We start from the raw sequence: 22,821 nt of genomic DNA, 5'->3' as shown, positions 1-22,821 counted from the left end.
GACGGCGCGGTATCGGTGACGAGCGCCGCGAACAACCCCTGCGTCAGTCCCATGTGCAGGCCCCACAGCACGACGCCGAGCGCGAGGCCCGCAAGGCTCGGCAGCAGCGCAAGCGCGAGATCAGCGGCGGCGAGACAGACGAGCCCAAGCGCCAGCAGTCCGGTGCGGTCGATGCGGTCGGACAAGACGCCGGCCGGATAGGCCGAGAGCGCATAGGCGATGTTCATCAGCACCAGCACCGCCGGGACCCACATCGCGTTGAGCCCGATATTCTGCGCCCGCAGGATCAGAAAGGCTTCGCTGAAGCGCGCCAGCGTGAACACGATGCCGACCGCCACGACGCGCCAATAAGCCGTGCCGAGCTGCCGCATCGCCGCGGTGTTGAGCGGGTTTCGCGACGGCGCGCGAACCCCGTCGGGCTCGGGTTCGCCGACGGCGAACGCGATCAGGGCAAAGGAGAGGAACGCCGGCAGCACCGCGACCCAGAACACGGCCGTGAAATTGTCCGCCGTCCACCACATCAACCCGATCGCCGCAAGCGGCCCGACGAAGGCGCCGATGGTGTCGAGCGACTGGCGCAGGCCAAAGCTCGCGCCACGCAAATGCTCCGGCGCGATGTCGGCGATCAGCGCATCGCGCGGCGCCCCGCGGATGCCCTTGCCGACACGGTCGATGAAGCGCGCCGCAACCAGCCATTCGGCGCTGGGCGCGAGCGGAAACAGCGGCTTGGTGCACGCGGCGAGCCCATAGCCGAGCGCTGCGAGCAGCTTGCGCCGGCCGAGCCAGTCCGACAGCGCGCCGGAGAAGATCTTCGTGATCGAGGCAGTCGCCTCCGCGATGCCCTCGATGATGCCGACCGTCATGGTGGAGGTGCCGAGCACCGTGACCAGATAGACCGGCAGCAGCGCGTGGATCATCTCGGAGGAGACATCCATCAGCAACGAGACGAAGCCGAGCACCCAGACTCCTCTGGGGATCGCAGTCAGGGCTGAATTTGGCGCTGTCGTCACGTCTTGCCCTTCGCGTTCAGGCAACAAAAAACCCGCCACCGGCGGGTTGTCCATGCTCCCGCCGAAGGCGAGGCTTTTCAGAATGCCTCACCTTAAGCAGGAGTCATCAGCCCATACAACATCGTCGGGCGGGTATCGGGGGACTCCATCCCCATCTTTGCGACGAGCCTAGCATGGAAATCGCGCCGCACAATAGGGTGCGGCCTTTGCTTCCATGTCCACTGTCATTCCGGGTTCAGCTCTGCGAGCCGCCCCCGGAAAAAAGAGTGCTCGGGATGCGCGAAGCGGCGCGACCATGGCGGAGCTGCGGCAGCTTTGCGCTAGAGCATGCATCCCTAACTCGAATGTGAAGCGAGGGCGATCTTCGCGCTTTGCTTAAATGCATTTGCATGTCACCATCGCGTCATACGACGGGAGGGCGCGATGCGCTTGCTAATCTCGATCGGGGCTGTGCTGGTCGCCGGCATGCTTGCCGGAGGTGACGCTGCGAGCGTCGCGGCGCCGGGACCAAACCATCAAGCGCCAGGATATCAGCAGCAGGCGGCGGACAAGGACGCGCAGGCCGTCGATGTCGAGCTGATCCTCGCCGTCGACGTCTCCTACTCTATGGATATGGACGAGCTTGCGATCCAGCGCGAGGGCTACGCCCAGGCGATCCAATCAAAGGAATTCCTTCAGGCGTTGAAGGCCGGGCCCAACGGCCGGATCGCGGTGACCTACTTCGAATGGGCCGCTTCCAGCGACCAGAAGATCATCATTCCCTGGCGATTGATCGACGGACCCGAGACGGCCGATGCTGTTGCCGCCGAAATCCTGAAGACGCCGATCCGGCGCGCCTCGCGTACCTCGATCTCCGGCGCGATCAATTTCGCGATTCCGCTGTTCGACGAGGATCCCTATCGCGGCCTGCGCCGCGTCATCGACATCTCGGGCGATGGTCCCAACAACAATGGCGGGCCGGTCACGGTCTCGCGCGATGCCGCGCTGGAGAAGGGTATCGTCATCAACGGGCTGCCGATCATGGTCAAGGAGCCGTCCTACTCGACCATGGATATCGACAATCTCGACTATTACTACGAGGACTGCGTGGTCGGCGGTCCCGGCTCCTTCGTCATCGCGATCAAGGATCGCGAGAAGTTCAAGGAGGCGATCCGCACAAAACTCCTGATGGAGGTGGCCGGCCGCACACCCGAGCGCAATGTCGTCCACGTTGCCGACAAGGAGCCGCGCGTGAGCTGCCTGATCGGGGAAAAAATCTGGCAGGATCGCTGGGGCCGGTAGGGGATGACCGACGAACGTCCTTTCGGAACGGGCGCGTCCGAGGACTGAGCCGTCAACGGGATGCCAGGGCGGTCAAAATGCGCTCGATCGTGCGCAGGTGCGCCAGCGCGCTCTCGAATGCATGATTTCCGATGCGCCGCCAGATCCCCGACGTTTCCTCCATCAGATTCGGAATGGTCAGCGGAAACTCGGCGGCCTGCTGGAGCGCTGCTTTCTCGTTGATGAGATATTCTCCATTCAGCGCAAACAGGACCTGCGCAACGCAGGTCAGCGCGCGGTAGACGCAGCCCGCGACGTGGGTCTGGTCCTCGCGCAGCGCGGCGAGTTCAGCGTTCTCGATGCTGAACAGGATTTCCCACCGAAAGCGCCGGATCAGCGCGTCGCGCAGTGGCTTTGGATAGGGCAGTGCGATCGACTTCAGCTCAGCAATCACCGCGCGTTCGTCGCGCAGCGCCTTACAGCAGGCGATCTCACCCATCCAGATCGCCGAGCAGAACCCGTGCGGATGTCCGGGCTGATAGTCCATGCTGATCTGCCCCTCGCGGCAGGCCTCCATCGTGCGGCGGACCGCATCGATGTTGCGGTAGAGCAGATCGACCTTCTGCCCCTCGACCGTCAGCCAGGCGCCGCCGACGATCCACGGACCCCATTCGCCGACCGAGGTGACCGTCGTCGCCTCGGGGTCGTCGGCGAGTTGCTGCGCCGCCTGTTGCAGGCCATCGGTGTCGAGCATGCTGCTGTCGGAGAAATACAGGCCGATGTCGTAGTCGGAGTTTTCGTGCGACGTCCCGCGCGCCCGCGAGCCGCCGAGCACGATGGCCTCGACGCCCGTGACGTCGCCAAGCGTGGATACCACCCGCTCGATGAGCGGATCGCGCCGGATGTCCGTCTGCGCTGCCATCGGGTGAGGTCCCGCACGGTGCTGTGTGCTTCCGGTCGCGGGTATGGTCCTCTTGACGTGGATGGTCAACTCCCGGCGGGATGATCGATGGTTCGCATTGCCAACGGGATTGGCAGCAGGCAAGACTGACGCGTCGTCCTGACCAGGTGAAAACGATGGCGAACGCCAGGCTTGCGCAAACGTCGGATCTTGCGGGGTTGCTGGCGCTTTTCCGGGCGTCCGACGTCAGCGCGGCGGCCGAGCCTCGCGAAAGGGCCGAAGACATCTGGCGGCAGACACTGTCGCGCGACGACCTCGCCGTGTTCGTGTCGGAAGCCGACGGCCAGATCGTTGCGACCTGCATGCTCATCACGGCGCCCAACCTGTTGCGCGGCGGCAGCTGGCACGGCTTCCTCGAAAATGTCGTGACACATCCGGGATTTCAGGGGCGCGGACACGGGCGCGCCGTCGTCGCCGCAGCGCTGGAGGCTGCCTGGGCCAGGGATTGCCACCACGTGCTCATGCAAAGCGGCCGGAAGGACGCGCGCGTGCATCGCTTCTACGAGCGTTGCGGTTTCGTGCCGGGCCTGCGCGTCGGCTACGTCGCGCGTGGGCCCGAGCCCGGCATGAACGACGTCAGATCCGCGCCTCCAGGATCAGGTTGAAAGGCGTCTCGGGGCGTGTTGAACGGCTGCCTATTTTGAGCGTGGCCCACCGTCGGGCACCCGCCCCGCAATTACCAACCAACGATGCACGATTGCCCACTTGTCGCGTCCGCGCGGATTGAAATCCAGAAGGGGAGACTTGGCGCTTTGAAGTTCGAGGAAGAATTCGAGAGTTTTTTTGCGCGTGGTTCGATAGCGCGGCGATCGTTGCCTCGCGATCCAGCGATCCCATTCCCGGACAATCAGGAATTGTCGTCTTGTCCATTGAGCCATCGTCGCCCGCCTGCGTACGGACCAAGGTCGCGCTGGAGGTCAGATGACGGAAGCGGCAGGCGGTCGCGCCTCGGTTCAGTGGGATGTGTCTGCTGTCGAGCGCTCACTCCAGAGGGGGCAGCGACTGCATCGTCTCGTAAAGCACTGAACACTTGGGCGGCCATTTCGCTTAGCTTGGCCAGGCTCCTTTCGATGTCGCTGTGCATCCGAGCGAGTTCACGGGATTTTTGATATTTGCTGAACTTTATAATCTGAGCCGACATGGCAATGCTCCGGCGGTATGTCTTGCCAGAGTAGTCGCTGGTAGGCGGATTTTCCTATCTGCCAATTCAGGTGGCAGGCGCATTCTTTTGGGTGGCAAACACGTGTGCCATCGACGAGCCTGCCGTTCACGTTGGCGGGACGTTTCGTCTCGAATTGGGGAAGCTGACGACAAAGCCGACTTCCCGCCCGGCGATCAATCGGCCGGGGTCATATACGGGCCATAGAGTACGTCTCGCCGTCGCCTGTATGTCTTCGAGATAGCCCGGATCGCGGCGAGGCAAATTACAGAACAAGCGATTTCAATGATCACTTGAGTCGTTCCGTATTAAAAAGAACAGATAATAATTGCGGACATTAGCAGATTCTGGGCGGCTGGGGCCGGAAGATCGGCCATTTCCAAAGCCGGACATTGATCTTTTTCTGAGCATGCGACATTTTTGTCACCGCTCGCAATTGCGAGGGAAACAGCGGCTACGTCGGCCCAGGCCTCAAGACAGGCCGGCCACCAACGGGCGCTGCAGGTGTCTTGCCATCAGGTCCGCCGCCTCGGCATACTGCCGCGCTTCCAGGATGTCGAGCAGGCGCAAATGCTCACGCACGTGCCGGCGCATGCCGTCGCGGTCGGCGAAGCTGCGATAGGCGAATAGGCGCCTGATCGAGTTCACGCGCTTGAGAGCCTCAACGAAGAACGGATTGCCGGCGCCGCGGACGATCTCCTCATGGAATTCGCAGCCGGAGTGATAGATCTCGCCGATCGTCATCTTCTCGAGCTCGCCTTCCAGGACGCGCAGCTGGCGCTCGCGCAAACGGGCGATCACCTCCTTCGGCAGCATGAAATCGGGCTGCGCGATCGCCGCGGGCTCGATCACCGCGCGAAACGCCATCGCCTTGGCCTGCGCTTCGGGGCTGGAGATGGTCTCCGCAAAGCGCCAGCCATAGCCCGGCAGGCGTGCGATCCAGCCCTCGGCCGCGATCCGATCCAGCAGCCGCTGCAGCTCGGCCCGGCTCAGATCATAGCGGCGCATCAGCTCCGCCTCGGTGACGTCAGCCGGCAACCTGCTCGCGAGCACGTCGCCCGCGATCGTCGCATAGACCTGCTCGCTGCGCCTGACGGCCGCGAGCGCCGGTTGGGCCGCGCCGCTGGTCGGATTCTTCGCCAGCACGAAGCCGCGATGCGGCTCACCGCGCGCCAGACCTGCCGCCTCCAAAGCCTTGAGGCCGAGCCGGATCGGCGCGCGTGAAAGGTCCAGCGCATCCGCAAGCCTTTGTTCGATCAAGCGATCGCCGGCTTTCATGCCCTCTCGCCGGGCGAGCGCCATGATCAGGCCGGCGAGGTGCTCGGCACGCTCGGAACCGCCATTCCTGGCGCCGCGCAATCGGGAACTGTCGGACGTGGTCATTGCAGTGCACGCAAAGTTTAGGGCTTGACAGACTGTCTCACAGATTGTTCTTTTATGCAATAATATACAATCAGCAGGGAGAGCCCGATGGCGCGCGCGCCGGATGTCCATATATGCGAGGTCGCTCCTCGCGATGGCCTCCAAAATCTGGATGTGTTCGTTCCCACCGAAGCCAAATGCGCGCTGATCGACACGATCGCTGCTGCCGGCGTGTGCGAGATCGATGCCGGGTCCTTCGTGCCGCCAAAGGTCGTGCCGCAATTCGCCGACGTCGATGTTGTGATGGCGCATGCGCTCAGGCACAAGACGGCGACCATCGGTGCGCTTGTGCCGAATCCGAAGGGCGCCGAGCGCGCCATCGCCGCCGGCGTCAACGCCGTCTATTTCGTCATCTCGGCAAGTGAGACGCACAATCGCGCCAATGTGCGCCGCTCGGTCGAAGAGCAGCTCGAAGGATTTCGCGCGGTCCGTGCCGCGATCGACGCCCGGCCGGTGGAGCAGCGACCGCAACTGATGGGCGCGATCTCGACCTCCTTCGGCTGCTCCCTGGAAGGCGAGGTCAGCGAAGCGGCCGTGTGCCGGGTTGCGCGTGCCTTTGCCGAAGCCCGTGCCGACGAGATCGGGCTTGCCGACACCGTCGGCTACGCTACCCCCAAACTGATCAGGCAGATCGTCGAAGCCGTCAGGCGCGAGGTCGGATCGCAGATGACGCTGCGGCTGCATCTGCATGACACGCTCGGCGCGGGCCTTGCCAATGCGGTCGCCGGCCTCGAGGCAGGCATCCGCCGTTTCGATGCGGCGGTGTCCGGGCTCGGCGGCTGCCCCTTTGCCCCGGGCGCGCGCGGCAACGTCGTCACCGAGGATCTCGTCTTCTTGCTGGAGCGGATGGGCCTTTCCACCGGCATCGACCTCGATCGCCTGATGCAAACGCGCGAGATTCTCGCCCGACATATCCCGGCAAAGCATCTGACGGGCCATCTGCACGAGGCGGGCATCCCCAAGGTGCTGCGGAGGGCGGCATGACGGCTTCTATGCGCGAGACCGCATCGGAGCTTCGTCCGCTGGCCGGCCTCCGCGTCATCGAGTTCAGCCAGATGGTGATGGGGCCGAGCTGCGGGCTGATCCTCGCCGATCTCGGCGCCGACGTGATCAAGGTCGAGCCGCCCAAGGGTGACCGCACCCGCTATTTCAAGGGTCCCGCCGCCGGCTTCTTCGCCACCTACAGCCGCAACAAGCGCAGCGTGGCGCTGGATACGTCGACCGTGGAAGGCCAGAACATCGCGCGGCGGCTGATCGAGAATAGCGATGTCCTGATCGAGAATTTCCGGCCGGGCCTGTTGAAGCGCGTCGGCCTCGACTACGAGAGCGTCGCGGCCTTTGCGCCACGCCTGATCTATTGCTCGCTCAAAGGTTATCTTCCCGGTCCATACGAGAATCGCCTTGCGCTCGACGAGGTCGTGCAGATGATGGGCGGTCTTGCCTACATGACCGGCCTGCCGGACCGGCCGATGCGCGCCGGCGCATCGGTCAACGACATCATGGGCGGCATGTTCGGCGTGATCGCGATCCAGGCTGCGCTCGCCGAGCGGCAGCGCACCGGCCGCGGTCGTTACATCCAGAGCGCACTGTACGAGAACAACGTGTTCCTGATGGCGCAGGCCATGATGTGCGAGGTGGTCAGCGGCCAGCCGTCGATCCCCTATTCGATCAAGGACAGCCCCTGGCCGGTCTACGACCTCTTCGACACCAGGGACGGCTCAAAGCTGTTCGTCACCATCGTCGGTGAAGAGCAATGGGAGGCGTTCTGCCGCGCTTTCGATCGCGAGGCGTGGCTTGCCGATCCGCGCTTTGCGACGAGCAATGACCGCGTCGACCATCGCGGCTGGCTGATCCCCGAGATCGCGAAGATCTTCAAGCAATGGGACAAAGCCGATCTCGCCGCGCGCCTTGAGCAGCTCGATCTGCCCTATGCTCCGGTGAACAAGCCCGGCGATCTCTTCGATGACCCGCATCTCAACCAGTCGGGTGGGCTGACCCACATTCACCTGCCTGACGGCGGTGAGGCAAAAACGCCGTTGTTGCCGATCTCCATGGACGGCCGCCGCTTGCCGAACCGTTACGACCCGCCGCAGATCGGCGAGCAGACGAGCGAGATCCTGAGCGAGATTGGCCTGTCCCCGAACGAAATCGAAGCGCTGCGACAAGCTGGAACGATCAAGGTCGCACCGTCCTGACGCTTGGCGCCATCAAAGAGAACACAGGGAGGAGCACATGAGCATTACCAGGCGCCAGGCGCTGATCGCGGGCTCCGCATTGGCCGGCGCACCGCTGCTGGCGGGACGATTGCACGCGGAGGGAAAGCAGGTCTCGCTCGCCTTCGGACCGGTGTCGCCAGTCTACGCGATCGGCATGATCGCGGAGCTGAAGGGTTACTTCAGGGACGAAGGGCTCGATTCGAAGCTCGTGACCGGCAATGCCGGCACGTTCGGTCGTCAAACGCTGGCGGCAGGGCAGGCGCTGTTCGCGCATGGCGATGCCAGCCATCCGTTGCAGCTCAGCGCGCGCGGCAAGCCGTGCAAGATCCTGCTCGCGACCGAGATGGTGTGCTCCTACGCCAACATCATGGTCCGGCAGGATCTCTACGAGAGCGGCATCACCACGGTCGAGAAGCTCGCGGACTATAAGCGCGCGGACGGCGCCAAGCCGATCGTTTCGGCCACCGCGATCGGCTCGGGCACCTGGGTGTTCGGCACCTATGTGTTCGAGGCGCGCGGTCTCGCCGACAAGGTGAATTGGGTCGCCGGCGGAGGGCCGAACACGATGTTCCCCTCGCTCCAGACCAAGCAGTTCGACGCCATCATGGCGCCGCCGAGCTGGATCGTCGAGGTCGAGAAGAAGGGTTTTGGCAGGATCCTCTACGACACGTCAAAACCCGGCGTGTTCGAGAAGGATTTCGGCGGCACGCTGCCCGTGCTCGTAATCTACACACTTCAGGACACGGTCGAACAGGACAAGGCGATGGTGCAGGCCTATGTCAACGCGATCTACCGCGCGATGGCCTTCGTGAAGGCGACGCCGCTCGCGGACGTGCAGGCGCTGGTCACGCCGAAATATTTCTCCGGCATCGACCCCGATGCGATCAGCGCCGAGCTCGGCTTCGACAAGTCGACCTGGGCCTATGACGGGGTCATCGACAAGGTCTCGTTCGAACGCGGCGCCAAGCCCTGGTACCGTAAGGGCACCGACATTCCCGAGACCAAGTACGAGGATGTCGTCGACATGAGCTTCCTCGAGGCAGCCAGGGCGAAATACAAATGATGGCCGCACCCAGCCCGGGCCTCGCGCGCGCGAGAGACGACGATGACAGGGCCGCGGCGCGCACGCGCATCGCCGTGCAAGGTCTGGCCAAACGCTTCAACGCGAGCGGCCGCGAGTTCGTGGCGGTCGATGACGTGTCCTTCGAGGTCAAGCAGGGCGAATTCGTCGCGTTGCTCGGACCATCGGGCTGCGGCAAGAGCACCATCCTCAACATGGTCGCGGGGCTGTTGCCGCGCTCGAGCGGACGCATTCTGATCGACGACGACACCGTCGAGACCGGCAAGGTCAACTCCAGGGTCGGCTACGTCTTCCAGCGCGACACACTGTTTCCCTGGCGGACCGTGGAGCAGAACATCGGCTATGGGCTGGAGATCGCGGGGCTGCCGAAGGCCGAGCGCGCCCGGCGCGTCGCTTCGGCTGTCGAGAAAGCCGGGCTCAAGGGTTTTGCGCAGAGCTTTCCGCGTATGCTTTCCGGCGGCATGCGGCAGCGCGTTGCCTTGATGCGGACGCTGATCCTGGAGCCCGAGATCCTGCTGATGGACGAACCCTTCGGTGCGCTCGACACCCACACCAAGCTCGAGATGCACGAGACGCTGTTGGAGATCTGGGAGCGCGAGCGACAGACCGTGCTGTTCGTGACGCACGACCTCGGCGAGGCCCTGACTCTGGCGAGCCGCATCATCCTGCTCTCGGCGCGGCCCGGACGGCTCAAGGAGGATTTCGACGTCGCCATCCCGCGGCCGCGCGATCCCGTGGCCGTGCGCGAGACCGCCGAATTTGGCCGCCTCTATTCCCACATCTGGCATTCGCTCGGCGAAGAATTTCGCCGCACCAGGGCTGACTGACCATGGCGAAAAGCCGCACCGTGATCCTGTTCTGGCAACTGGCCATTCTCGCAGCTGTTCTCATCATCTGGCAGTGGGGCTTTGAATGGAGCAAGGCGCTGCTGCCGAAGGCTTACGTGCCAAAAATCCTGGATCCCTATTTCGTGGCCAAGCCGTCGCTGATCTGGCAGAGCTTCCTGCGGCTTGGCTGCTTTGCCGATGCCGGCGGCTTTGCTGCCTGCATGAGGGGCAACGATAATAATTTGTGGCTCGCCACGCTGGTTACGTTGAAGAACACCTGGTGGGGATTCTTGTTCGGATCGGCGAGCGGAATCGCGGCGGGCCTGATCCTCGGCCGCTCGGATTTCCTGGCCCGCGTCTTCGGCCCCTACATCGTGGCGCTCAACTCCATCCCGCGCATCGCGCTGGTGCCGCTCGTCATCCTGATCTTCGGCCTCGGCGATCTCTCCAAGATCGCGACTGCCTGGCTGGTCGTATTCTTCGTGGTGTTCTTCAACACCTTCGAGGGGACGCGCGCGGTCGATCGCGACCAGATCGCTGCGGCCCGTCTGCTCGGCGCCAGCGAGTTCACCGTGCTGCGCACCGTGGTGATCCCGTCCGCGCTCGCCTGGGTGTTCGCTTCGCTCCTGCCAGCGGTGTCTTTTGCGCTGATCGGCGTCATCGTCGGCGAGTTCATCGGCGCCGAACGCGGGCTCGGCAAGCTCATCATCGAAGCCGAGGCACGCGCCAACGCCAGCGAGATGATGGTCGCCATCTTCGTCATGATGTTCGTCGGAATTTTGCTGGCGGTTGCCGTGCGCTCGCTGCAATCCTACCTGCTGCGCTGGCAGCCGCAGTTCGAGCCATCAGCATAAGGGCCTGGCGGACCGGCGAGGCAATCGGCTTTCGTCGTTAGCGGCTGAACCGCGCGACCAGCTCGACATGCGGCGTGTGGCGGAACTGGTCGACCGGCACCACGATCTCGAGCTTGTAGCCGCCGTCGATCAGGAGCCGCGCATCGCGTGCGAACGTTGCGACGTTGCAGGACACGGCGATCACGACCGGCACCTTGCTTGCGGCGAGTTTCAACGCCTGCGCCTGCGCGCCCTGGCGTGGCGGGTCGAACACGACGGTATCGAACTCGCGCAGCTCCTGTGGCACCAGGGGACGGCGGAACAGGTCGCGCGGCGCGGCCGTGATCGGTTTCAGGCTTGGGGTGCGCGCCGCTTTCGCGAGCGCTGCGACGGCGCCGGCGTCGCTGTCATAGGCCGTGACGCGAGCCTTCTCCGCAAGTCTCAAGGCAAAGGGACCGACACCGCAGAAGAGATCGGCGATCTCCTTCGCCTTGCCGACGCGCTCGCTCACCAGTGCGGCCAACGTCTCTTCGCCTGCGACAGTCGCCTGGAGGAAGGAGCCGGGCGGCAGCGTCACCTCTGCGCGGCCCATGCGCAGCGTCGGCGGCAGCCGCTGCAGCACGAGCTCGCCATGCCGCGTCAGCCGTGCGAGTCGATGCTGCTCGGCGACGCCCGAGAGCGCCGTGATCATCGCTGCCGGCAGCGGACCCGAACCGCGCACATCGACATCGAGGCCGTTCTCGGTCGCGGTGACCTGGATGTCGAGCGGCTTGGTCGCCGCCATTTTCGACGTCAGCGGCTCGGCGATCGCCCAGGCAGCATCGAGCGCGCCTTCGAGCGCAGGATCGAGGATCGGACAGCGATGGATCGGGATGACGTCATGCGAGTTCGTTGCGGCAAAGCCGACTTTCAGGATCTCATGCGTGCCGAGCCGGCCATGCAGCGTGATCCGCCGCCGGCCCGCGCCATGCGCATCGACCAGAGGTGCCACCTCGCACGCGACGCCAGCCTGTGCCAGCGTCTCGACCACGATGTTGCGCTTCCAGGCCTGGTACGGCGCGGCCGCCCAATGCTGGATCGCACAGCCGCCGCAGACGCCGAAATGCGGGCAGAACGGCGCGATGCGCTCGGGACTTGCCACATCCACCGCGAGCAGCTTGCGGCGGTCGGGATGGTGGCCGGGAACCTGCTCGACCTCGACGGTCTCGCCCCCGAGTGCGTAGGGCACGTAGATCGCCTCGCGCTCATCGAGGCAGACGCCGTCGCCGCGATGGCCGACATGATCGATCGTCAGACGTTCAACCACGGCGCGCGCCCAGGAAGAATTCGATGTTGCCGTCGCCACCCGTGATCGGCGAGGGGAACACCTCGATATCGATGCAGCCGAGCGAGGCGGCGAAGGCCGCGATGTCGTCGCAGATCTCCTGATGCACGGTGGCGTCGCGGATAATCCCCTTTTTGTTGTGCTTCCGCTCGGCCTCGAATTGCGGCTTGATCAGCGCGAGCAGGCTCATCGGTGCCGCCGCCAGCGACAGCGCCACCGGCAGCACCGTCTTCAGCGAGATGAAGCTGACGTCGATGACGACGATATCGGGCCGTGCCGGCAGGCGCTTGCCTTCGTAGGAGCGGATGTCGGTCTCCTCCATCGAGACGACCTTGGGGTGACCGCGCAGCGACGAATGCAATTGCTCGCGCCCGACATCGAGCGCGAAGACGAGGCTCGCGCCGTTCGCCAGCAGCACCTCGGTGAAGCCACCGGTGGAGGCACCGACGTCGAGGCAGACGTGGTCCTCGATCTCGATGGGATAGCGCTCCAGCGCACCAGCGAGCTTGACGCCGCCGCGCGAGACATAAGGATGCGCCGGCTCGGCCAGGAGCACTGCGTCCTCCGCGATCGCCTCAGAGGGCTTTGTGACGGGCTTGTCATCGGCGGTGACGAGCCCGGCCTCGATTGCGGCGCGTGCCCGCGCCCGGCTTTCGAACAGGCCGCGCTCGACCAGCAAAACATCCGCGCGCTTGCGGGGAGGGGACATCAGGCTCTCCGGACGACCAAAGCGCTCATGTAAGCAAGCGTCGCGCGGCCGCCATCCGGACGCAAGTCTCGAACGCGGCGAGATCGTGCCAGACGTCGACGGGCATCTCGGCCGGCGTCACCAGCGGGCAGCCGTGCAGCTCCAGCGCGTGGATCATCATGAGGTTGTCGACCAGACCAAAATCCTCGATCGTCAGCCACTGCGCATCGACCAGGCGGCCGTCCTCAGTGGTGATGTCCATGAAGCGACTGAGGCGGTCGGCGTAGATGGCGGGATCGTTCGAATAGGCGAGGCACAGCTTGCCGCGGCCCGCCATGTAGCCGAGCTCGTAGACGGTGCCGGGATCGGCGCCGGCGCCGCGGAAGGGTGTAAGATTGGCGATGATGGCGTCGGCCGCATCCATCATCGCCTCGTTGGCGGCGAAGATCTGCCGCGAAGCATCGGCCACGGTGAGATCGATCGCGTTGTCGAGGGGATAAAGGCCGACGAGACCGTGCGCGGCGCAGATCGCGGCCTTATGCCGGCCAACCTCGACTGCATCCGGCAGGAACACGTCGGGGCCTGCCAGATAGATTTTCATGGAGTGACCGTTCAGGAGAAGTCAGGCGAGCCGCGAACCGCGGCGAATACTGCGCTCCCCCGCTGGCGGGGGAGGGCTGGGGAGAGGGTGTCTCCGCAATCGAGAACCCCCAAGAGGAGAAAGCCCTCACCCGGATCGCTTGCGCGATCCGACCTCTCCCGCAAGCGGGAGAGGTGAACAGCCGTCAGGCGAGCTTGACCGTCTCGGTCTTCACGTCCTTGCCGAGCGCCTCGAACACCTTGGCAACGATGCCCTTGGCGTCGAGACCGGCGCGGCCGTACATCGCGGCCGGTGTGTCATGGTCGAGGAACACGTCGGGCAGCACCATCGTGCGGAAGCGCACGGCGCCGCTGTCGAGCACGCCCTGGTCGGTCAGGAACTGCGCGACATGCGAGCCGAAGCCGCCGACCGAGCCTTCCTCGATCGTGATCAGGATCTCGTGCTCGCGGGCGAGCTTGAGCACCAGATCGGTGTCGAGCGGCTTCATGAAGCGCGCATCCGCGATCGTGGTGGAGAGGCCGTGCGCGGCGAGCTCGTCGGCCGCCTTCTCGCACTCGGCAAGGCGGGTGCCGAAGGAGAGCAGGGCGATCTTGTTGCCTTGGCGGACGACGCGGCCCTTGCCGACCTCGAGGGGAATGCCGACCTCGGGCATCTCGACGCCGCGGCCTTCGCCGCGCGGATAGCGCAGCGCGCTCGGACGGTCGTCGATCGCGACCTGGGTGGCGACCATGTGTACCATTTCAGCCTCATCGGAGGCGGCCATGATCACCATGTTCGGCAGACAGCCAAGATAGGCGTTGTCGAAGGAACCCGCATGCGTCGCGCCGTCGGCGCCGACAAGGCCGGCGCGATCGATGGCGAAGCGCACCGGCAGGCTCTGGATCGCGACGTCATGCACGACCTGGTCGTAACCGCGTTGCAGGAAGGTCGAGTAGATCGCGCAGAACGGCTTGTAGCCCTCGGTGGCGAGACCTGCGGCAAACGTCACAGCGTGCTGCTCGGCGATGCCGACGTCGAAGGTGCGGTCGGGGAACGCCTTGTTGAAGATGTCGACGCCGGTGCCCGACGGCATCGCCGCAGTGATAGCGACGATCTTGTCGTCCTTCTGGGCTTCCTTGACGAGGCTCTGGCCGAACACGTTCTGGTAGGCCGGCGCATTGGGTTTGGCCTTGACCTGCGTGCCGGTCGCGACGTCGAACTTGACCACTGCGTGGTATTTGTCGGCGGAGGCTTCCGCCGGGCCGTAGCCCTTGCCCTTCTGGGTCACGACGTGGACCAGGATCGGGCCGGTCTCCATGTCGCGCACGTTCTTCAGAACGGGGAGCAGGTGGTCGAGATTGTGGCCGTCGATCGGGCCGACGTAATAGAAGCCGAGCTCCTCGAACAGCGTGCCGCCGTCCATCATGAAGCCGCGGGAGTATTCCTCGACGCGGTTGGCGCGGTTGGCGATGATCTTGGGCAGGCGCTTGTTGATCTGCTTGGCCGCCTCGCGCAGCGTGCGATAGGTCTTGCCGGAGTAGAGCCGCGACAGGTACGCGCTCATTGCGCCAACCGGCGGGGCGATCGACATGTCGTTGTCGTTGAGGATGACGATCAGGCGGGAGTTCATCGCGCCCGCATTGTTCATAGCCTCATAGGCCATGCCGGCGGACATCGCGCCATCGCCGATCACCGAGATGACGTTGTTCTTCCCCCCGGAGAGGTCGCGGGCGACCGCCATGCCGAGGCCGGCCGAGATCGAGGTCGAGGAGTGCGCCGCGCCGAAGGGATCGTAGTCGCTCTCGCTGCGCTTGGTGAAGCCAGAGAGGCCACCGCCGGTGCGCAAGGTGCGGATGCGGTCGCGCCGCCCGGTCAGGATCTTGTGCGGATAGGCCTGGTGGCCGACGTCCCAGATCAACCGGTCGCGCGGCGTATCGAAGATGTAATGGATCGCGGTGGTGAGCTCGACCACGCCGAGGCCCGCGCCGAAATGACCACCGGTCACGGAAACGGCGTCGATGGTCTCCTGCCGCAGCTCGTCGGCAACCTGGCGGACCTGCTCGATCTTGAGCTTGCGCAGATCATCCGGCGTCCGGATGGTGTCGAGAAGCGGCGTCTTGCTGTATGCGTTCACGGCGAGTTCCAATTTTAAGGGCCGGACGACCGTCCGGCGCGAGATGGGTATGCATAATATTGGCGCAGCGCGAGCCCTGACTGTCGGAGCCACCTGCGCGGGGCAAAGCCCCTTCTTCAAGCTTAAGTGAGCCTAAGTGCGCTCCGGTTCAGTCCTGTGATCTCTGTCACCCAGCTCGGCGTCACCCGTCCCAGCCAATTTCATTAGCGATTTGAAGCGCTTGCCGTGAGCAATGCTTGCTCACGAAAGGCTCGCAAAAAGCCATAGTCCGGGCAGCTTTACACCAAAGCTGCCGCCAAAGCCAACCCGTTAGGCCCGTGGACAGGGTATGCGCCCGCAAACCTTGGGTTGGCTTGGTTAACCCCGGCTCCGGGCCGGAGGTTCCATATTGCCGAGTTCCGGGGCAGGAATTTGACCGCGGGGACAGGAATTTTCCAGCTCAAGCCGCCGCCAGGCGAACTCGCGGGCCGAGGGGTCCCCTATCGCGACCGCGAGCGCCGCGTCCGGCATGGCCATGCGCTCCCGCAAGGGAACCGGGCCACACACGATCATGAAGAAGTCGTAGGCGTGTGGCCGCTCATTGGCCATCACGAACTGGAAATGGACGCGGAAGAACTGCCAGCGGAACAATTTGTAGTGCTCGGGCGCGATAATCTCCCGGAAGCGCACCGGCACGATCGCGGCGGGATTGCAGCGCGCCGCGCCGACGTCGATGCCATGGGCCGCGATCGGATCGAACTGGAAGAAGTTCATTACGTCCTTGCGAGCCTGGCAGTCGATCCACTCGATCGAGGGCTCGACCGCGAGCTCGCGCAGGCGATCGCGGAAATCCTGTGCCGCAGCGTGATAGCCGACGACCGGACAATTGCCGCCGACCGTGAGCAGCATGACGCGGACGCCGCGTTGCCCGAGTGCGGGATCAAGCTTGAGCGCGCGCGCCAGAATCTCGATGGCGAGGAACGAACCCGAGGAGTGGCCAACCAGCACGATCTCCTCTGCGCGCGTAGTGCGCGCGACCTTGCACAAATGCTCCGCGAAGCGGTCGATGCGCCGGTCCCATTCCGGCTGGCGACGATGGGCGAATTCCCAGGTCCAGACGTGGTCACGCAGGAGATAGAGCACATAGGTCCTCTCCTCCGTGTATTTCAGCGTGGTGCCGACCAGCGCAACGAACAATGCGGCGGCTGCGAGCAGGCTGAAAGGATCGGGGACGCCGAATGCATCCAGTCCTTTGCGGAACAACCATGCGATGCCGGCCGCGCACAGCGCTTCCGCGAGCAGCACCAGATACGGGTAGCTGACGAAGGTCGCGAATCGCCAGTTCGCCTTGGCGAAACGCGCGATGGTGCCTCCGAACACGAGCTGGCAGTAGACCCACAGCGCCGCGAAGACGGTCTTGCGGATCGGCTGGGCGAGGTCGCGCTTGATGAAATCCTCAAAGCGCAGGAAGTCGTAGGCCGTGCGGGTCTGCCAGTCGTCCGCGCGGGTCTCGATGCTCCAGGACGCGATCTCGCCTTCGCTCAGATCCTGCGGCCGGCTGATCGTGGTCTTGAGCTGGTAGAGCCGGTCGAACTTGCGCAGCTCGGTGCGGAACATGCGATAGTATCGCGCGAGCCCGCGCGGATCATAGCCCTGCACATAGATGATATGGCGGTTCTGAACGCGCACTGAACCTGTGATCCCGCAAGCCGGCCTTGGGGCCCCGACAGGAGCCCCAGCCTCTCTCCCCCGATTGACGTGCTTCTTCGACGAAAAACCGTCGATGCTCGTCCGGACCATTGGCCCGGTCCGCATTCTCTGTCCCGGGACTATAGCAGTCCGCGGGATAGGCCAAGAGCTATTTGCAGCCTGACTGCGCGGCCTTCGGGCGCATTCCCTGAATGTTCTGAATGGCTTGGGGGTATCGGGGAAAGGCGGCTACTGGACGTCGAGGGGCGCAGTGCCGCTCGCCTGGCCGCTGGCGTCCGTGGTGATCTTGTCGACGCGAGCCTCGGCCTGGCGCAAAAGCTCCTCGCAGCGGCGCTTCAAGGCCTCGCCACGCTCATAGATCGCCACCGATTCTTCCAGCGGCACCTTGCCCTCCTCGAGCCGCTTCACGATCGTTTCGAGTTCCTCGATCGCACGCTCAAAGGTCAGCCTGGTGACGTCGATTTGGGTGTTTTCGGCCATATCAGTTTCCGATTGCCCGCCCTTCGCTGGGTTACGAAGCAATATTTTGCGGGCGCAATGTGGCGGGTGTCGTCAGGCGCCCATCAGGGCACCGACATGCGCCGTAACAGATTCTTTCAGTCCTTGCAGGTCATAGCCACCCTCGAGCACTGAAACAACGCGCCCGCCCGCGGTCTTGTCGGCGAGATCCATCAGCTTCCGTGTGACCCAGGCGTAGTCCTCCCCGCGCAGGTTCAGCGAGGCCAGCGGATCGCGGTAATGCGCGTCGAACCCTGCGGAGATGATGAGAAGCTCGGGGCTGAACTTTGTCAGCTGCGGCAGGATCAAGTTCTCGAAGGCGTCGCGAAATTCAGGGCCGCCATCCTCGGAGGCGAGCGGCGCGTTGACGATGGTGTCGTGATCACCGCGCTCGGAGCGCGCGCCGGTGCCCGGAAACAGAGGCATCTGATGGGTCGAGCAGTACATCACGGTCGAATCCGACCAGAAGATGTCCTGTGTGCCATTGCCGTGGTGCACGTCGAAATCGACGATGGCCGCGCGCTTGATGCCGTATTTGCGTTGCGCGTGGCGGGCGGCGATCGCGACATTGTCGAAGAAGCAGAAGCCCATCGGCTTGCCGATCTCGGCATGGTGTCCGGGCGGGCGCACCGCGACGAAGGCGTTGCGGTGCTCACCGGCCATCACAGCTTCGGTCGCGGCGACCGCGCCGCCGACCCCGCGCATGACCGCTTCCCAGGTGCCCGGCGACATTGAGGTGTCGCCGTCGATATAGACCTGGCCGCTGGTCGGCGCGATGTGGCGCAGTTCGGTGACGTAATGCTCGTTGTGGCAGAGCGTGACGAGATCGAGATTGCCCTCCGGCGCCTGATCCCGCACCAGGAACTGGAAGCGTTCGTGCGACAGCGCTTCCTCCACCGCGCGCAGGCGGTCCGGCCGCTCAGGATGGCCCTGCGGCGTCACGTGGTCGAGGCAGGCCTTGTGGGAGAGAAGAAGCGTGCTCATCAGGTAGGGCTCACTGCGAACGGGCTTTTGACGTCGCTTGACGCATCCGGCGCCAAAAGGCAATGCAAAACCGAATGTAGGTGTTTGGCCGGGAATGGCAAAGGTGTTCCTGTTCCGGGCCGTTTGATCCGGATCAATTGACGCGCTGGATGCGGGTCGGTGGCAGCGGGCCGATCGGGCCGTGCGCCCTGAAGAAGGCAAACAGCGCATCCACATCGTAGCCGCCATATTGCGGCGAGATGCCTTGCTTGGCGATGGTGAAACCGTCGCCGCCGACGGCGAGATAGTCGTTGAGGGTAACGCGGTAGCTTAAGGCCGGATCGATCGGCTTGCCGTCGAGCGTCATCTTGTCGGCCATCACGCGCTCGCCGAACGGCTTCGAGGCGTCCCAGACATAGCTGAAGCCGTTCGACACCTGGAGGATCCGCGGCCGCTTCGGATCGAGCCATTGCTGCTCCAGCATCTCCTTGAGCTGGCTGCCCGTGAGCGTCAGGGTGACGAGGCGATTGCGGAACGGCTGGCTCGCGAACACGTCGCCAAAGGACACCGCGCCGTTCTCCTTCGGCACGATGTCGGTGCGGATGCCGCCGGGATTGGTGACGGCGACGACGGCGCCGCCGTCCTTCGCCTCGCGCGTCGCGGCGAGCTGCGCATCGGCGATGACGTCGCCGAGCGCGCTCTCGCCGGCGTCGTTGGGCACGCGCGACAGCGTCTGCGTCACCGCGCCAGCCGGACGGTTGGCGATGGGGGCTGCCAGCTTGTCGTAGGCCTCGATCAGTGCGGTCTGATCGGGATCCTTGGCGAGGGAGGCGTTCGCGACTATCACGTTCTCGGCTTTCGCGCTGACGATGTCGCGCGTCGTGGAATCGAGCGTGACGTCGATGGCGGTCACGAGCGTACCGTATTTGTCGCCGCTGGTGACGAGCCGGCCGTCGATGTTGCAGACATAGGCACGGTGGGTGTGGCCGCTGACGACGACGTCGACCGCGCGGTCGAATTTCTTGACGATGTCGACGATCGGCCCTGAAATGCCCGGGCATTCATTGTAGTCGCCGGTCGGCTCGCCGCCTTCGTGGATCAGGACCACGATCGCCTCGACGCCGCGCGCCTTCAATTGCGGAACGAGCGCATTCACCGTCTCGGCCTCGTCGCGGAATTCGAGCCCGGCAATGCCGGCTGGCGATACGATGCCGGCGGTGCCCTTGAGCGTCAGCCCGATGAAGGCGATGGGGATGCCGTCGAACTCCCTGATCTCATAGGGCGGCAGGATGCTCTTACCGGTCGCGGTCTCGATGGTGGAGGCCGCCAGATAGTGGAATTTGGCACCCGTGAAGGGGTGCGGCCCCTGGCATCCGTCATCGGGATGGCAGCCGCCGTTCTGCATCCTGAGCAGCTCGGCCTTGCCCTCGTCGAACTCGTGATTGCCGACCGAGGTAATCGCAAGCCCCATCATCGACAGCGATTCGACCGACGGCTCGTCGTGAAACATCGCCGACAAAAACGGGCTTGCCCCGATGAGATCTCCGGCCGCGACGAAGATCGTGTTCTTGCGACCCTCGCGAAGCTGCTTGACCAGTGTCGCCATGTACTCGGCGCCGCCCGCTGCGACCGTCACCTTCTTCGCCTTGTCCTCGGGATCGCCGATGCGGATACCGCCGGGCGGCGGCTTGAGATTGCCGTGGAAGTCGTTGATCGCGAGAATGCGCAGCTCGACCGGTGGCGAGCCCTGGGCAAGAGCGGGCAGGGCGCAGCCGAGTGCAAAGGCGAGAGCGGCCGGAATCAGGCGAAGCAGGTGTCGCATGGAACGAGCCTAAACTTTCCGCGGGAAGATTTCACGAAGCTTGTTGCTTCCACTCGGCATTCCGGGGCTCGACATCGATGCGAGCCATCACGGGTGCTGCAAGTCCCCGTTGGGTTCGATAGCGCGGCGTCGTCGAACCGCGATGGGCAGTCTCACTTGTTGCCGGACTGGATCCCGCTGTCCAAAAATTCGTTTCCGAACAAATCTTGTTCGCCTCGGGACAAGCGCATGCGCTGCGGCTGGCCTACGATCGACCGCGCTCGGACCGGCGCCAGTTCCTGCCGTGATCACGACTGGTCGCGACGGGCCTGTTTCTCGGGCTTCGACCAATGAACGCCAACCACCGCTGGGGCGACTAACGGGTCGAGGTGGGTGGCGCGCCCTGCAGCGAATTCATCGTACCGAACGTCAATCAGCGAAACCAGACAGACCCTCATGACTAATCTGAGCCGCCGCACCTTGCTGACCAGTGCCGCCGGGACGGTGGCATTGCCGGCGCTGGCCATAAGCTCCGAGACGGACCAGAGCCAAGACCGAGAGGTCTTTCTGGATCGGGAGGCATGGCTCAGGGCGTTCAAGGGGTGGGATATTGTCGATGTCGCCGTTCGCGATCGCCACATTGTCTATGTTGTGCTCCGTCAGTCAATTCCAATTGAGCAGGCCAGCCACACCTGGGACCATGATATCGCCTCGCGCCTCGTCGCATTCTATTTGAACGAAAGTGACCCAGCGGAGAAATGGGCTTACCAGGGTCTGATTGGCTTCCAGCTCACACGTTGCGTTGCTGTCCGCGCGCCGCTCGGACAGGGGATTGCGCTCAGCTCTAACGGTGATGCGTTCGCAATGGGAAGCAATCAAAAGGCAATGGAGAAGGTGAACCCCACAGGGCAGAGCTTTGTGGGCAACCGGGGTCGTTGCATCGGCAATCGCGCTTACACGGTTGGTCTGAACCGCGACGTCTATCGGAGAATCGACATAGGCTGCTGGGAGCGATTGGACGTGGGCCTCCCGACTCAGACGCGGAAGCTCGACGTCGAGGAAGTGGTCGCAATCGGCTTTAACGATATCGACGGTTTTGCCGAGGATGATATCTATGCCGTCGGCGGGAAAGGCGATGTATGGCACTATGACGGCCGAGGCTGGTCTCAATGCCGGTTTCCGTCACGGTGGCCGCTCTTTACGGTCTGTTGCGCCGGGGACGACGAGGTGTATATCTCCGGCGAAGGTGGAACGCTGTTCGCTGGACGCCGCGACAGCTGGCGACGCGTCCACATTTCGGAATCCACGGTTCCCTACAACGACGCGCGCTGGTTCGATGGTCAGCTGTGGCTTGTATCCGATTACGGCCTGGATCGGTTCGTCGATGGAAAAGTGCAGCGCGCGCATCGCGTTGGCGCGCGCGGCCACATGGACACCGCAGATGGTGTCCTCGCGGTAGCCAGTTTGGAAGATGTACAAATCTTCGATGGTCGATCCTGGCGTGATATAGTTCGACCCTACCGGACCTGAAGCTAGGGTTCGTCGGCATTCTTCGACGCTGCGGCGACCCTGTTCTCTCTAACGCCTCTTCCTCGCGAAAAACGCCTTGATCGCAGCGATCGCTTCCGGAGAGCGTATTCGTTCGCCGAAGAGATGGCTCTCCTGGTCGATGCGGCGCGTCAGCTCTTCCGGCGGCAGGCGCAGCAATTTGCGCGAGGTCGCGACCGCATCTGCCGGCAGTCTGCAAATCTCGCGTCCCACCTTCTTGGCTTCGGCCTCGGTATGTCCGGGCGAGACCACGACATTGACGAATCCCGCAGCCTGGGCCTCCTCTGCGTCGAAGGTCCGCCCCATCACCAGCATTGCGAAGGCGCGCTGATAGCCCATGGTGTGCGGCATCAAGAGGGTGGACGCGCCCTCCGGGATCAGTCCGAGCGGTACGAACGGCGTCCTGAAGGTCGCAGCCGTCGATGCGAGCACATAGTCGCAATGGAACAGCATGGTCGTGCCGATTCCGATCGCGACGCCATCGACGGCGGCGATGATCGGTTTCACATTGTGGGCGAGCGAATAGAGCAGCTTGATGGCGTTGGAGGCTCTCGGCATCTCGGGGCTCGCCGTGGCATCGGCCAGGAACTCCTCGAGATCGTTGCCCGCGCTGAACGCGCCGGAGCCGCCTGTGATGATGAGGCAGCGGATGTCCGGGTTGTTCTGTGCCGTGTCGATGGCGTGGCCGATGTCACGGTACATGGCTTGCGTGACCGCGTTTCTCTTGTCCGGCCGCCGCAACGTGATCACGCGCATCGCGCCTTCGTGCGTAACAATGATCTGGCCGGTCATGCTTCCCAGTCCCCAATAACGGCCTGCGGCGCCGT

The 22,821-nt window shown here is 64.2% G+C and carries 21 protein-coding genes and 1 riboswitch; of the genes, 8 read left to right on the top strand and 13 right to left on the bottom strand.

Going from position 1 to position 22,821, the window contains the following annotated elements:
* On the bottom strand, positions 1–1,064 hold a 1,064-nt coding region (locus SO156_RS32115; protein WP_498537556.1), incomplete at its 3' end, for an MFS transporter.
* Positions 1,065–1,100: 36 nt separating this feature from the next.
* Positions 1,101–1,172: riboswitch (Fluoride riboswitch) on the bottom strand.
* Positions 1,173–1,433: 261 nt separating this feature from the next.
* On the opposite strand from SO156_RS32115, the gene SO156_RS32110 reads away from it, so the two are divergent.
* Positions 1,434–2,291, top strand: coding sequence for a DUF1194 domain-containing protein (locus SO156_RS32110; protein ID WP_458151245.1), 858 nt, complete (start codon positions 1,434–1,436; stop codon positions 2,289–2,291).
* Positions 2,292–2,343: 52 nt separating this feature from the next.
* Here SO156_RS32110 and SO156_RS32105 read toward each other — a convergent pair whose 3' ends face one another.
* Entirely contained in the window at positions 2,344–3,192 is an 849-nt protein-coding gene (locus SO156_RS32105) for a nucleotidyltransferase domain-containing protein (RefSeq protein ID WP_458151246.1), read from the bottom strand.
* Between the two features lie 155 nt (positions 3,193–3,347).
* Here SO156_RS32105 and SO156_RS32100 point away from each other — a divergent pair, with 155 nt between their 5' ends.
* A complete protein-coding gene (locus tag SO156_RS32100) occupies positions 3,348–3,836 on the top strand; it encodes a GNAT family N-acetyltransferase (RefSeq protein WP_498537555.1) in 489 nt (162 codons plus the stop codon).
* Between the two features lie 30 nt (positions 3,837–3,866).
* Here the strand turns inward: SO156_RS32100 and SO156_RS32095 are convergent, their stop codons facing one another.
* Complete coding sequence (locus tag SO156_RS32095) at positions 3,867–4,109, bottom strand: hypothetical protein (protein ID WP_498537554.1); 243 nt, start codon at positions 4,107–4,109, stop codon at positions 3,867–3,869.
* A 752-nt stretch (positions 4,110–4,861) separates the two neighbouring features.
* A complete protein-coding gene (locus SO156_RS32090; protein ID WP_498537553.1) occupies positions 4,862–5,773 on the bottom strand; it encodes a GntR family transcriptional regulator in 912 nt (303 codons plus the stop codon).
* Between the two features lie 87 nt (positions 5,774–5,860).
* Here SO156_RS32090 and SO156_RS32085 point away from each other — a divergent pair, with 87 nt between their 5' ends.
* Genes SO156_RS32085 through SO156_RS32065 form a run of 5 tightly spaced genes read left to right on the top strand, consistent with a single transcriptional unit; the run spans position 5,861 to position 10,790 of the window.
* Positions 5,861–6,796, top strand: a complete 936-nt coding sequence (locus tag SO156_RS32085) for a hydroxymethylglutaryl-CoA lyase (RefSeq protein ID WP_498537552.1) — start codon at positions 5,861–5,863, stop codon at positions 6,794–6,796.
* Positions 6,793–8,007: a CaiB/BaiF CoA transferase family protein gene (locus tag SO156_RS32080; protein WP_498537551.1), complete on the top strand. Its 1,215-nt coding sequence runs from the start codon at positions 6,793–6,795 to the stop codon at positions 8,005–8,007. Before SO156_RS32085 ends, SO156_RS32080 begins: the two co-directional genes overlap by 4 nt.
* A 37-nt stretch (positions 8,008–8,044) precedes the next feature.
* Entirely contained in the window at positions 8,045–9,091 is a 1,047-nt protein-coding gene (locus SO156_RS32075; protein ID WP_498537550.1) for an ABC transporter substrate-binding protein, read from the top strand.
* The gene (locus SO156_RS32070) at positions 9,088–9,936 is read left to right on the top strand and encodes an ABC transporter ATP-binding protein (RefSeq protein WP_498537549.1); all 849 of its coding nucleotides are present in this window, start codon (positions 9,088–9,090) and stop codon (positions 9,934–9,936) included. Before SO156_RS32075 ends, SO156_RS32070 begins: the two co-directional genes overlap by 4 nt.
* Before the next feature lie 2 nt (positions 9,937–9,938).
* Positions 9,939–10,790 carry an ABC transporter permease gene (locus SO156_RS32065; protein WP_498537548.1) on the top strand — a complete coding sequence of 284 codons (852 nt, stop codon included), beginning with the start codon at positions 9,939–9,941 and terminating at the stop codon, positions 10,788–10,790.
* Positions 10,791–10,827: 37 nt separating this feature from the next.
* On the opposite strand, the gene SO156_RS32060 is transcribed toward SO156_RS32065, so the two are convergent.
* The 8 genes from SO156_RS32060 to SO156_RS32025 all read right to left on the bottom strand — a co-directional run bounded on the left by SO156_RS32060 (position 10,828) and on the right by SO156_RS32025 (position 20,467).
* The gene (locus SO156_RS32060; RefSeq protein ID WP_498537547.1) at positions 10,828–12,075 is read right to left on the bottom strand and encodes a class I SAM-dependent RNA methyltransferase; all 1,248 of its coding nucleotides are present in this window, start codon (positions 12,073–12,075) and stop codon (positions 10,828–10,830) included.
* Positions 12,068–12,802 carry a TlyA family RNA methyltransferase gene (locus SO156_RS32055; RefSeq protein ID WP_498537546.1) on the bottom strand — a complete coding sequence of 245 codons (735 nt, stop codon included), beginning with the start codon at positions 12,800–12,802 and terminating at the stop codon, positions 12,068–12,070. Before SO156_RS32055 ends, SO156_RS32060 begins: the two co-directional genes overlap by 8 nt.
* A 25-nt stretch (positions 12,803–12,827) precedes the next feature.
* The gene (locus SO156_RS32050) at positions 12,828–13,382 is read right to left on the bottom strand and encodes a nucleoside 2-deoxyribosyltransferase (protein ID WP_498537545.1); all 555 of its coding nucleotides are present in this window, start codon (positions 13,380–13,382) and stop codon (positions 12,828–12,830) included.
* Between the two features lie 184 nt (positions 13,383–13,566).
* Positions 13,567–15,495, bottom strand: coding sequence for a 1-deoxy-D-xylulose-5-phosphate synthase (gene dxs / locus SO156_RS32045; RefSeq protein WP_458151258.1), 1,929 nt, complete (start codon positions 15,493–15,495; stop codon positions 13,567–13,569).
* A 357-nt stretch (positions 15,496–15,852) separates the two neighbouring features.
* Positions 15,853–17,163: a hypothetical protein gene (locus SO156_RS32040; protein WP_498537544.1), complete on the bottom strand. Its 1,311-nt coding sequence runs from the start codon at positions 17,161–17,163 to the stop codon at positions 15,853–15,855.
* Between the two features lie 249 nt (positions 17,164–17,412).
* Positions 17,413–17,664 (bottom strand): exodeoxyribonuclease VII small subunit, encoded by a 252-nt coding sequence (locus SO156_RS32035; protein ID WP_027526545.1) that lies wholly within the window; start codon positions 17,662–17,664, stop codon positions 17,413–17,415.
* A 72-nt stretch (positions 17,665–17,736) separates the two neighbouring features.
* Positions 17,737–18,666 (bottom strand): histone deacetylase family protein, encoded by a 930-nt coding sequence (locus SO156_RS32030; protein ID WP_458151260.1) that lies wholly within the window; start codon positions 18,664–18,666, stop codon positions 17,737–17,739.
* A 133-nt stretch (positions 18,667–18,799) separates the two neighbouring features.
* Positions 18,800–20,467: a bifunctional metallophosphatase/5'-nucleotidase gene (locus SO156_RS32025; protein ID WP_498537543.1), complete on the bottom strand. Its 1,668-nt coding sequence runs from the start codon at positions 20,465–20,467 to the stop codon at positions 18,800–18,802.
* A 435-nt stretch (positions 20,468–20,902) separates the two neighbouring features.
* Here SO156_RS32025 and SO156_RS32020 point away from each other — a divergent pair, with 435 nt between their 5' ends.
* Complete coding sequence (locus SO156_RS32020; protein ID WP_498537542.1) at positions 20,903–21,976, top strand: beta propeller repeat protein; 1,074 nt, start codon at positions 20,903–20,905, stop codon at positions 21,974–21,976.
* 48 nt (positions 21,977–22,024) lie between these two features.
* On the opposite strand, the gene SO156_RS32015 is transcribed toward SO156_RS32020, so the two are convergent.
* Positions 22,025–22,786 carry an enoyl-CoA hydratase-related protein gene (locus tag SO156_RS32015; protein ID WP_498537541.1) on the bottom strand — a complete coding sequence of 254 codons (762 nt, stop codon included), beginning with the start codon at positions 22,784–22,786 and terminating at the stop codon, positions 22,025–22,027.
* Between the last annotated feature and the right edge of the window lie 35 nt (positions 22,787–22,821).

This window comes from Bradyrhizobium sp. UFLA05-125 (assembly GCF_059803515.1).
This window is presented reverse-complemented; position numbering and strand designations above follow the sequence as displayed.

Excerpts from the sequence above, each read along its gene's own strand:
- SO156_RS32110 (WP_458151245.1), top strand. The coding sequence starts at position 1,434 with ATGCGCTTGCTAATCTCGATCGGGGCTGTGCTGGTCGCCGGCATGCTT.
- SO156_RS32105 (WP_458151246.1), bottom strand. The coding sequence starts at position 3,192 with ATGGCAGCGCAGACGGACATCCGGCGCGATCCGCTCATCGAGCGGGTG.
- SO156_RS32100 (WP_498537555.1), top strand. The coding sequence starts at position 3,348 with ATGGCGAACGCCAGGCTTGCGCAAACGTCGGATCTTGCGGGGTTGCTG.
- SO156_RS32095 (WP_498537554.1), bottom strand. The coding sequence starts at position 4,109 with ATGGCTCAATGGACAAGACGACAATTCCTGATTGTCCGGGAATGGGAT.
- SO156_RS32090 (WP_498537553.1), bottom strand. The coding sequence starts at position 5,773 with ATGACCACGTCCGACAGTTCCCGATTGCGCGGCGCCAGGAATGGCGGT.
- SO156_RS32085 (WP_498537552.1), top strand. The coding sequence starts at position 5,861 with ATGGCGCGCGCGCCGGATGTCCATATATGCGAGGTCGCTCCTCGCGAT.
- SO156_RS32080 (WP_498537551.1), top strand. The coding sequence starts at position 6,793 with ATGACGGCTTCTATGCGCGAGACCGCATCGGAGCTTCGTCCGCTGGCC.
- SO156_RS32075 (WP_498537550.1), top strand. The coding sequence starts at position 8,045 with ATGAGCATTACCAGGCGCCAGGCGCTGATCGCGGGCTCCGCATTGGCC.
- SO156_RS32070 (WP_498537549.1), top strand. The coding sequence starts at position 9,088 with ATGATGGCCGCACCCAGCCCGGGCCTCGCGCGCGCGAGAGACGACGAT.
- SO156_RS32065 (WP_498537548.1), top strand. The coding sequence starts at position 9,939 with ATGGCGAAAAGCCGCACCGTGATCCTGTTCTGGCAACTGGCCATTCTC.
- SO156_RS32055 (WP_498537546.1), bottom strand. The coding sequence starts at position 12,802 with ATGTCCCCTCCCCGCAAGCGCGCGGATGTTTTGCTGGTCGAGCGCGGC.
- SO156_RS32050 (WP_498537545.1), bottom strand. The coding sequence starts at position 13,382 with ATGAAAATCTATCTGGCAGGCCCCGACGTGTTCCTGCCGGATGCAGTC.
- SO156_RS32035 (WP_027526545.1), bottom strand. The coding sequence starts at position 17,664 with ATGGCCGAAAACACCCAAATCGACGTCACCAGGCTGACCTTTGAGCGT.
- SO156_RS32030 (WP_458151260.1), bottom strand. The coding sequence starts at position 18,666 with ATGAGCACGCTTCTTCTCTCCCACAAGGCCTGCCTCGACCACGTGACG.
- SO156_RS32025 (WP_498537543.1), bottom strand. The coding sequence starts at position 20,467 with ATGCGACACCTGCTTCGCCTGATTCCGGCCGCTCTCGCCTTTGCACTC.
- SO156_RS32020 (WP_498537542.1), top strand. The coding sequence starts at position 20,903 with ATGACTAATCTGAGCCGCCGCACCTTGCTGACCAGTGCCGCCGGGACG.
- SO156_RS32015 (WP_498537541.1), bottom strand. The coding sequence starts at position 22,786 with ATGACCGGCCAGATCATTGTTACGCACGAAGGCGCGATGCGCGTGATC.